Source organism: Rothia sp. BD8, from assembly GCF_044878465.1.
GTDB lineage: Bacteria > Actinomycetota > Actinomycetes > Actinomycetales > Micrococcaceae > Rothia > Rothia kristinae.
Map to the genome: position 1 here is coordinate 347421 of NZ_JANJES010000001.1, position 8353 is coordinate 355773.

Here is an 8353-nt window from a genome sequence, read left to right on the forward strand (position 1 = left end):
CGACACAAGGGGGAGGTCATGGTCGCTGCCGCCGTCAGAGCTCAGAGCCGGGGCTCGGGTGAGGCCCTGGGCCTCGTCGAGGCCGATGTCCGGGAGATGGTGCGCCGTCAGGGGCTGGATCCCCTCGGCGACGCCGAGCGGGTGCGGGAGCTGATCCGCACGGCCGTGCGCGAGTACGAGGAGAAGGCGGCGATGAGCACCTTGCCGCCGCTGGGCGAGGCGGAGGAGGCCCAGCGCCGGCTCAACGACGCGATCACGGGGTTCGGGCCGCTGCAGCCCTACCTGGATGACCCGACGGTCGAGGAGATCTGGATCAACGCGCCGGATTCGGTCTTCGTCTCCCGGGGTGGGGATTCGCAGCTGACCGGGATGCAGCTGAGCCCGGAGGGCATCCGGCACCTGGTGGAGCGGATGCTCAACAGCTCGGGACGGCGCCTGGACCTGTCCAGCCCCTTCGTGGACGCCTCCCTGCCGGACGGCTCCCGGCTGCACGTGGCCATCCCGGACATCACCCGCACGCACTGGTCCGTGAACATCCGCAAGTTCGTGGCCCGCGCCCGCCGGCTGCAGGATCTGGTGGGCCTGGGCTCCCTGTCTCCGGAGGCCGCCCGCTTCCTGGACGCGGCGGTGCGGGCGGGGCTGAACATCCTGGTCTCCGGGGCGACTCAGGCCGGGAAGACGACCATGCTCAACTGCCTCACGGCCAGCATCGGCGCCCGGGAGCGGGTGGTCACGGTGGAGGAGATCTTCGAGCTGAAGGTCCCGCTGCGCGACGTCGTGAACATGCAGTGTCGCCAGCCCAATCTGGAGGGCCACGGGGAGATCCCCCTGCGGCGTCTGGTCAAGGAGGCGCTGCGGATGCGCCCGGACCGGCTGATCGTGGGGGAGGTGCGCGAGGCGGAGGCCCTGGACATGCTCATCGCCTTGAACTCGGGGCTGCCGGGGCTGTGCACGATCCACGCGAACTCCGCCCGGGACGCGGTGACCAAGATCTGCACCCTGCCCCTGCTGGCCGGGGAGAACATCAGCAGCCAGTTCGTGGTGCCCACCGTCGCCTCCTGCTTCGATCTCGTCGTGCACTGCGGGCGGGAACCGGGTGGGACCCGACGGGTCCAGGAGATCCTGGCGATCGGGCAGCGGGTGGAGAACGGCGTCATCGAGACCTCGCCGATGTTCCGCAGGATCGGCGGGATGGCCGCGGAGCTGGTGTGCACCGCCGCCGAGGTGCCCAGCTCCCTGAAGTTCGAGACCCGCGGGATCGGCACGGAGGGTCTGCTGCCCGCGGCGGATCTGTCCGAGGAGGCGGCCCGATGAGCGCCGCCGTCGGCCTGCTGCTGGGCATCGGGCTGCTGCTGGTGTGGAGCGCCTGCTGGACGCGCCCGACGACGACGCGGATCCGCCCGGTGCGCACCTCCCGGATCCTCGTGGCCCTGCGCCACGCGGGGGTGGATCGGGTCTCGGTGCGCGGCTTCCTGGGGCTGTGCGCCGCAAGCTGTCTGGTGTGTGGGCTGGGCGCGCTGGCGCTGACCCAGATCTATGCCCTGGGTGCCTGCGCGGCGGTGCTGGGGGCATGGGCCCCGTGGGGGCTGGTGGCCTGGCAGGCGCGGCAGCGCGATGCCCGGGTGCGCCGGCTCTGGCCGGATGTGGTGGATCATCTGCGCTCCGCGATCCGGGCCGGGCTGTCGCTGCCGGAGGCGATGATCCAGCTGCAGTACCGCGGTCCGGAGCAGCTGAAGCCGGCGTTCGCGGCCTTCGCCACGGATTACCGGGCGACGGGGGACTTCAACGGGTGCATCAACCGCTTCAAGGAGCGGATGTCGGATCCCATCGCGGATAACATCGTCGAGGCCCTGCGCGTCACCCGCGAGGTCGGCGGCACCGATCTGGGCAGACTCCTGGGCACGCTGGCGGGTTTCCTGCGGGAGAACAGCCGCACCCGGGCCGAGCTGGAGGCCCGCCAATCGTGGACGGTCAACGCCGCCCGACTGGCCATCGCCGCCCCCTGGATCGTGCTGCTGCTCATGACCACGCAGCCGGCCGCCCTGCAGGCCTACAACTCCCTGACCGGGTACGTGGTGATGCTCGGCGGGGCTGGGATCTCCGTGCTGGCCTACCGCCTCATGCTCCGCATCGGAGCGCTGCCCCCGGATCGGAGGGTGCTGCGATGACGAGCACACCGCTGTCCGCGCTGATCCTGCTGGGGCTGATGCTGGCCCTGGGGCTGGGGCTGATCTGGGCCGGGCTGCCGCAGCGGCGCCGGATCACCTTCGCGGAGCGCGTCGCTCCGCAGCTGCGCTCCGCGGGCCTGCGCTCCTCCCTGCTCAGCGAGGCTCCCGACGCCTCCGATCTGGGAAACGCCTTCGTCCGGGTGCTGCGACCCCTGGTGCAGCGGCTGGCGGCGGGCCGGCTGCTGCGCGGAGGACCGGCCGAGACCCGAGCGCTGCAGCGGCGGCTGATCAAGGCCGGGGCGCGGATCTCCCCGGTCGAGTTCCGCGGAGAGCAGCTGATGTGCGCCGCGGCCGCAGCGGGGGTCGGGCTGCTCCTGGTGGCCCTGGGGTGGGCGAACCACGTGATCGGCGCGCTGCCCGGTCTCGTCCTGGTCGGGGTGTGCGCGGTGTGCGGGTTCATGATCCGCGATTACCTGCTCTCCCGCCGGATCACCGCCCGCGAGAAGCGGATGCTCGGGGAGTTCCCGGTCATCGCGGAGCTGATGGCCCTGTCCGTCACGGCGGGGGAGTCCGCGCTGGCGGCCCTGGAGCGGATCTGCCGCAGCTCGGACGGCGAGCTCAGCGAGGAGTTCCGCAGCGTGCTGGCCGACGCCCGGGCGGGGGTCGGTGTGGTCGAGGCGATGCAGGCCTTCGCCCAGCGCATCGACCTGCCCTCCCTGTCCCGCTTCGTCGACGGGATCACCGTCGCGATCGAACGCGGCACGCCCCTGGCCGATGTGCTGCGCTCCCAGGCCCAGGACGTCCGCGATCAGGCCAAGCGCGACCTCATGGAGGTCGCCGGCAAGAAGGAGATCGCGATGATGGCCCCCGTCGTCTTCCTCATCCTCCCGCTGACCGTGGTCTTCGCCGTCTTCCCCGGTCTCGCAGTGATCGACATCGGCCTGTGAGACCCCTTCAGAGCTTCCCCATCCATCACCCGACTGTCCCGGAAAGGACGACATCATGAGAACCCTCCGCACCCTCACCCTGACCCTGCTGGCCGCCGTGCACGCGCTGAGCCTGCGGCTGCGTCCCCAGCCCGGGGAATCCCGGGACCGCGGGGACGTGCCGGGCTGGGTGATGATCACGATGATGAGCGCCCTGCTCGTCGCCGCCCTGCTGGCCATCGCCATCCCCGCGCTGACCGGCATGTTCAACAACGCCATGAGCAAGGTGGGCTGAGCATGGTCCGCGGCGGCCCCGGCGCCGCCTCCCGCGGGATCCGCGGCGTCGGGCAGCGGCCCCGTGCAGGCCGCGGTGCGGGAGGGCCGGGGGCGGATGCGGAGGGTGACCCGCAGCGCGGCTCGGCCGTGGCCGAGTTCGTCATGGTCAGCGCCGTGCTGATGCTGCTGTTCATGGCCTGCCTGCAGATCGGCTTCGCCCTGCACGTGCGCAACACAGTGCAGGACGCCAGCTCGACGGGCGCGCGCTATGGGGCCCTGCGCGACCGGACTCCCCAGGACGGCGCGGAGCGGACCCGGGAGATCCTGAGCGCCTCCCTGCCGCAGCGATACGCCCAGGATGTGCGGGCCTCGGTGACCTCCGACGGCGCGCAGCGCGTCCTGCAGATCACGGTCGCCACGCCCCTGCCCGTCCTGGGACCGTGGGGACCGGCGGAGGGGATCGAGGTCAGCGGCCATGCGATCCTCCCCTGAGCCGCGGGGCCGGCACGCGGCCGAGCGGGGCAACGCGATCATCGAGTTCGTCTTCCTCGCCGTCATGCTGATGATCCCGACGGTCTACGCCCTGCTGGCCATCTCCCACGCCCAGTCGGGGGCCTACGCGGCGGTCGCCGCGGCCCAGCAGTCCCTGCAGGTCATCGAGGCCGGGGATCGCTCGGAGGTCTCCGGTGCCGCGGCGCAGGAGGCCGCCCGCTTCGCGGCCCGCGACTACGGCGTGGACCCGCAGCAGGTGAGCGCCGAGCTGTCCTGCGTCGGAGACTGCTCGGGCCAGCGCAGCATCCGGGTCCGGGTCAGCGTCGGGGTGGATGCCCCGCTGCTCGGCTGGGTCTCGGATCGCGGTGTCATGACCATGACCTCGGAGCTGGCCTCCTGGGGAGGGAAGTACGAATGAGCATCACCGACCGCATGACGCCCGCCGGAGGCCGCCGTGCCGGAGCACCGCGGGCGCCAGGCACGGTGAGTCGGCGGCGAGCCGGCACCCGGGGCGAGGAGGCGGAGCGCGGAGCCGTCGGGGTCCTGGCCCTCGGGCTGTGCGTGATTCTGCTGCTGCTCAGCGTCACCGTCATGGCCGTCAGCTCCGTGTACATCGAGCAGCGCAAGCTGCAGCTGCTGGCGGACCAGTGCGCGGACGCCGCCACCACTCGGGTCGCCGGCTTCGATGCGGACGGAGCTCAATCCGGGGTCATGCTGGATCCGGGACAGGTGACCACGGCCACGCAGGAGGTGATCGGAGGAGTCGGCCACGGGGTGGATGCCGTGGCCATCGCCCCGGGCACCGGGGCCGTGGACGCGAGCACCGCGAGGGTCGAGCTCACGGCGCGAGCCCACCCGCCGCTGGTCGGGTGGGTCGTGCCCGACGGGGTGCGGATCCGGGCCGAGAGCAGCGCCCGAGTGGTGCTCACCCGCTGAGTCGTCGTTCCGGAGCAAGGGGCCAGCTGAGCGGATCGGGTGAGCTCGTCCCGGCGCGCCGACGCCAGATCCCGGTTCGCAGTGACGGTGACGGGCGGTGGTGAATGACGCCTTCGGAAAGATCCCCGCCGGGGACTCGACGAGCGTGCTGATCGCCTCGGCCGCCCACGAGACCCCGGAGTCTTCGGGGCCCGCCCAGTCGGCATCGGCTAGAATGGGGCCCTATGGCTTCCACCGACTTCACCGCCGAGATCCAGCAGCTGCGGGACACGTACTCCCAGATCGAGCAGGTCAGCGACGTCCCGGCCCTGCGCGAGGACATCGCCCGGCTCTCGGAAGCCGCCGCGGCCCCGGATCTCTGGGATGATCCCGACGCCGCCCAGGCGGTCACCTCCCAGCTCTCGCACAAGCAGTCCGAACTGGAGCGGCTGACCCGACTGGGCGGGCGCATCGAGGACCTGGAGACCATGGTGGAGTTGGCCGCGGAGGAGGACGCCCCGGAGATGCTCGCCGAGGCCGAGACCGAGCTGGCCTCGATCTCCAAGGCGCTGACGGACCTGGAGGTCGTCACCCTGCTCTCCGGGGAGTACGACCCCCGTGAGGCCGTGGTGACCATCCGCGCCGGGGCCGGGGGAGTGGACGCCGCGGACTTCGCGGAGATGCTCATGCGCATGTACCTGCGCTGGGCGGAGAAGAACGGGTACCCCACCAAGGTCCTGGACACCTCCTACGCCGAGGAGGCCGGGCTGAAGTCCGCGACCTTCGAGATCAAGGCCCCCTACTCCTTCGGGCGGCTGTCCGTGGAGGCCGGCACGCACCGGCTGGTGCGCATCAGCCCCTTCGACAACCAGGGCCGGCGCCAGACCTCCTTCGCCGCGGTGGAGGTCATCCCGCTGATCGAGCAGACCGACTCCATCGAGATCCCGGAGAACGAGATCAAGGTGGATGTGTTCCGCTCCTCCGGGCCCGGCGGGCAGTCCGTGAACACCACGGACTCCGCGGTGCGCATGACCCACATCCCCACCGGCATCGTGGTGTCCATGCAGAACGAGAAGTCCCAGATCCAGAACCGCGCCGCCGCCCTGCGCGTGCTCCAGTCCCGCCTGCTGCTGCAGCGGCGGGAGGAGGAGAACGCCAAGAAGAAGGAGCTGGCCGGGGACGTCAAGGCCTCCTGGGGGGATCAGATGCGCTCCTACGTGCTCAATCCGTACCAGATGGTCAAGGACCTGCGGACCAATCACGAGCAGGGCAACCCGGCGGCCGTGTTCGACGGGAACATCGAGGACTTCATCGACGCCGGGATCCGCTGGCGGGCCGGGACCCGCCACGAACAGAACGACTGAGACCGAGGAATGGCAGCGACCAAGAAGAAGAAGGGCCTGCGCGAGACGGCCGACGGGCGCCAGGTCATCGCGACGAACCGCCGGGCCCGGCACGACTACAACCTCATCGACACCTACGAGGCCGGCGTCGTCCTGCTGGGCACCGAGGTGAAGTCCCTGCGCGACGGCGGGGCCTCCATCGTGGACGGCTTCTGCCAGTTCACCGGTGGCGAGCTGTGGCTGGAGAACATCCACATCGCCGAGTACGGGCACGGCTCCTGGACCAATCACGCCGCCCGACGCCGCCGCAAGCTGCTGCTGCACCGCACCGAGCTGCGGCGCCTGGAGCAGAAGGGCAAGGAGACCGGCTACACGATCATCCCGCTGCAGCTGTACTTCCGGGACGGGCGGGCCAAGGTGGAGATCGCCCTGGCCCAGGGCAGGCGGGAGTACGACAAGCGCCACGCCCTGCGCGAGGCGCAGGACAAGCGTGAGGCCCAGCGGGCGATGCGCTACCGGAACCTCGGCTGAGCCCCTTCCCCTCCGCGCGTCGAGGCGGTAGAGTAGGAGGAACCGCATCACCGACGGGCCCTCCGGTCCCGTCGCGGTGCGGATGCTGATTGAGAATCGCATACGGGGATGATCGGTTTCGACGATGCCAGCTGCGGCAGGTGAAGCGGGCCGAGAACGCAGAGTCATCTCGTTAATGTCCTCTGCACACCAATAAGTGCCAAATCTGAAAAGCGCACTGACTTCGCTCTCGCTGCGTAAGTAGCCTGAGCAGTCTGCTAGCCCGGGGTCGCTTCCGCCCCGGTTCCTAGCATCAGCTGAGGAAGCCACTGCTCCAGTCCCTCTCCGCAGGGGGCTGGGGAACACTCATGCGGATAGGTTCGGCGGCAACCCGTGTGCGGGAGTGCCGGAGCCGAGAACACCGTGACGCACACTGCGCCCGGAGAAACCCTGCCAATCCTGCATCGGACCGGGGTTCGATTCCCCGCATCTCCACCCCGTCGCCGTGAGGCGCGGCGTCGTTCCCGTGAGGGATCGATGCCGCGCCTCACGGTCGTTAAGGCACCCTTTCGCCCCGTACCCACACCATCCCGCGACCACCTTCCAGGAGGAGCCATGACCGAGAACCCCCGCGATTCCCAGAACGACGCCGCCGGGACCCCCGGCGAGAGCGCCTCGACCCCACCCCGATACGGCCAGGCCGCCTCCGAGCGCACCGGCGAGGAGCAGGCGAGCTCCGGCCAGACTCCCTACGGACAGGGCCCCTCCGGACAAGCCGGCGGCGGCCAGCCGCCCTACGCCCCGTACGGCTACGGGCAGCAGCCCTCCTCTGGTCAGCCTTCCTACGGCCAGAGCGGCTACGGGCAGAACAGCTATGGGCAGAACGGCTACGCCTCGAACGGCTACGGACAGAACGACGGCCAGTCCTCCTACGCCCCGTACGGCTACGGGCAGCCCTCCCAGACCGGTCCCGGCGTCGGCGCGACCTCCGCCCCGCAGGGCTACGGCGAATCCTCATCCTCCGGATACCCCGCCGCCTACGCCCCGTACGGGGCCTCCTATGGGGTGCCGGGCTCCGTCGGTGGACGCCCGGCCGGCTGGGGGCTCGGATTGGCTTCGCTGATCTGCGGCGGGGTCAGCCTCGTCTTCTTCTGGCTCTACCTGCCGATGCTGGCCGCGATCGCCGCGATCGTCCTGGGCATCCTCGCCCTGCGCGCGGTGGGTCGCTCCGGGACCCGCGGCGGCTCAGGGAAGGTCATGGGCATCATCGGTCTGTGCACCGGCGGCCTGGGGCTGATCCTCGGGATCCTCATGATCGTCCTCGTCGCGGCCCTGTACGCCGAGGTCTCCGAGGAGTGCGGCTCCCCGGATTCGTACGGCTACGAGCAGTGCGTCCAGGACGGTATCGGCATCTGACCCGGTTCGGCCCGGGAACCGCCGCGCCCCCCCCGCCCCCCGGGGGGGGGGGGGGGGGGGGGGGCCCCCGGGGGGGGGGGGGGGGGGGGGTGGGGGGGGGGGGGGGGGGGGGGGTGGGGGCCCCCGGGGGGGGGGGGGGCCCCGCCCCCCCGGGGGGCTGCCCCCCCCCCCCCCCCGGCGGCGCCCCCGGCCCCGGCCCGCCCCGCCACCCCGGTTCTTCGCCAAGGTCAACGACCGCGGCGTGCCGATGCGCGCCCTGATGGCCACCTCCGCGGTGGGCCTGATCGGCTTCATCGCCTCCCTGTTC

General features: G+C 71.3%; 10 protein-coding genes and 1 other RNA gene. All 11 read left to right on the top strand.

The window, feature by feature from the left end; translation table 11 throughout:
- The first annotated feature begins 18 nt into the window (after positions 1-18).
- The 11 genes from NQ707_RS01545 (at position 19) to NQ707_RS01595 (ending at position 8046) form a co-directional block, all read left to right on the top strand.
- The gene (locus NQ707_RS01545; protein WP_058731273.1) at positions 19-1314 is read left to right on the top strand and encodes a CpaF family protein; all 1296 of its coding nucleotides are present in this window, start codon (positions 19-21) and stop codon (positions 1312-1314) included.
- A complete protein-coding gene (locus tag NQ707_RS01550; protein ID WP_058731274.1) occupies positions 1311-2168 on the top strand; it encodes a type II secretion system F family protein in 858 nt (285 codons plus the stop codon). The genes NQ707_RS01545 and NQ707_RS01550 overlap by 4 nt, the downstream gene beginning before the upstream one ends.
- Positions 2165-3115 carry a type II secretion system F family protein gene (locus NQ707_RS01555; protein WP_404434383.1) on the top strand — a complete coding sequence of 317 codons (951 nt, stop codon included), beginning with the start codon at positions 2165-2167 and terminating at the stop codon, positions 3113-3115. The genes NQ707_RS01550 and NQ707_RS01555 overlap by 4 nt, the downstream gene beginning before the upstream one ends.
- Positions 3116-3170: 55 nt before the next feature.
- Positions 3171-3389, top strand: a complete 219-nt coding sequence (locus NQ707_RS01560; protein ID WP_231377069.1) for a hypothetical protein — start codon at positions 3171-3173, stop codon at positions 3387-3389.
- A gap of 2 nt (positions 3390-3391) precedes the next feature.
- Entirely contained in the window at positions 3392-3862 is a 471-nt protein-coding gene (locus NQ707_RS01565) for a TadE family protein (RefSeq protein WP_100463044.1), read from the top strand.
- On the top strand, positions 3846-4280 hold the full coding sequence (locus tag NQ707_RS01570) for a hypothetical protein (RefSeq protein ID WP_058731276.1): 435 nt from the start codon (positions 3846-3848) through the stop codon (positions 4278-4280). The genes NQ707_RS01565 and NQ707_RS01570 overlap by 17 nt, the downstream gene beginning before the upstream one ends.
- Complete coding sequence (locus NQ707_RS01575) at positions 4277-4798, top strand: pilus assembly protein TadG-related protein (protein WP_058743449.1); 522 nt, start codon at positions 4277-4279, stop codon at positions 4796-4798. The genes NQ707_RS01570 and NQ707_RS01575 overlap by 4 nt, the downstream gene beginning before the upstream one ends.
- A gap of 224 nt (positions 4799-5022) precedes the next feature.
- Entirely contained in the window at positions 5023-6141 is a 1119-nt protein-coding gene (gene prfB, locus NQ707_RS01580; protein ID WP_404434390.1) for a peptide chain release factor 2, read from the top strand.
- 9 nt (positions 6142-6150) lie between these two features.
- Positions 6151-6651 carry an SsrA-binding protein SmpB gene (gene smpB, locus NQ707_RS01585; RefSeq protein WP_061225028.1) on the top strand — a complete coding sequence of 167 codons (501 nt, stop codon included), beginning with the start codon at positions 6151-6153 and terminating at the stop codon, positions 6649-6651.
- A gap of 104 nt (positions 6652-6755) precedes the next feature.
- Positions 6756-7128, top strand: a transfer-messenger RNA (tmRNA) gene (gene ssrA / locus NQ707_RS01590).
- Between the two features lie 117 nt (positions 7129-7245).
- Positions 7246-8046 (top strand): DUF4190 domain-containing protein, encoded by an 801-nt coding sequence (locus NQ707_RS01595; protein WP_100463041.1) that lies wholly within the window; start codon positions 7246-7248, stop codon positions 8044-8046.
- The last annotated feature ends 307 nt before the right edge of the window (positions 8047-8353 follow it).

Bases quoted from the DNA above. Each gene is read 5' to 3' on its own strand.
- NQ707_RS01545 (WP_058731273.1), top strand. From the start codon at position 19: ATGGTCGCTGCCGCCGTCAGAGCTCAGAGCCGGGGCTCGGGTGAGGCC.
- NQ707_RS01550 (WP_058731274.1), top strand. From the start codon at position 1,311: ATGAGCGCCGCCGTCGGCCTGCTGCTGGGCATCGGGCTGCTGCTGGTG.
- NQ707_RS01555 (WP_404434383.1), top strand. From the start codon at position 2,165: ATGACGAGCACACCGCTGTCCGCGCTGATCCTGCTGGGGCTGATGCTG.
- NQ707_RS01560 (WP_231377069.1), top strand. From the start codon at position 3,171: ATGAGAACCCTCCGCACCCTCACCCTGACCCTGCTGGCCGCCGTGCAC.
- NQ707_RS01565 (WP_100463044.1), top strand. From the start codon at position 3,392: ATGGTCCGCGGCGGCCCCGGCGCCGCCTCCCGCGGGATCCGCGGCGTC.
- NQ707_RS01570 (WP_058731276.1), top strand. From the start codon at position 3,846: ATGCGATCCTCCCCTGAGCCGCGGGGCCGGCACGCGGCCGAGCGGGGC.
- NQ707_RS01575 (WP_058743449.1), top strand. From the start codon at position 4,277: ATGAGCATCACCGACCGCATGACGCCCGCCGGAGGCCGCCGTGCCGGA.
- prfB (WP_404434390.1), top strand. From the start codon at position 5,023: ATGGCTTCCACCGACTTCACCGCCGAGATCCAGCAGCTGCGGGACACG.
- smpB (WP_061225028.1), top strand. From the start codon at position 6,151: ATGGCAGCGACCAAGAAGAAGAAGGGCCTGCGCGAGACGGCCGACGGG.
- NQ707_RS01595 (WP_100463041.1), top strand. From the start codon at position 7,246: ATGACCGAGAACCCCCGCGATTCCCAGAACGACGCCGCCGGGACCCCC.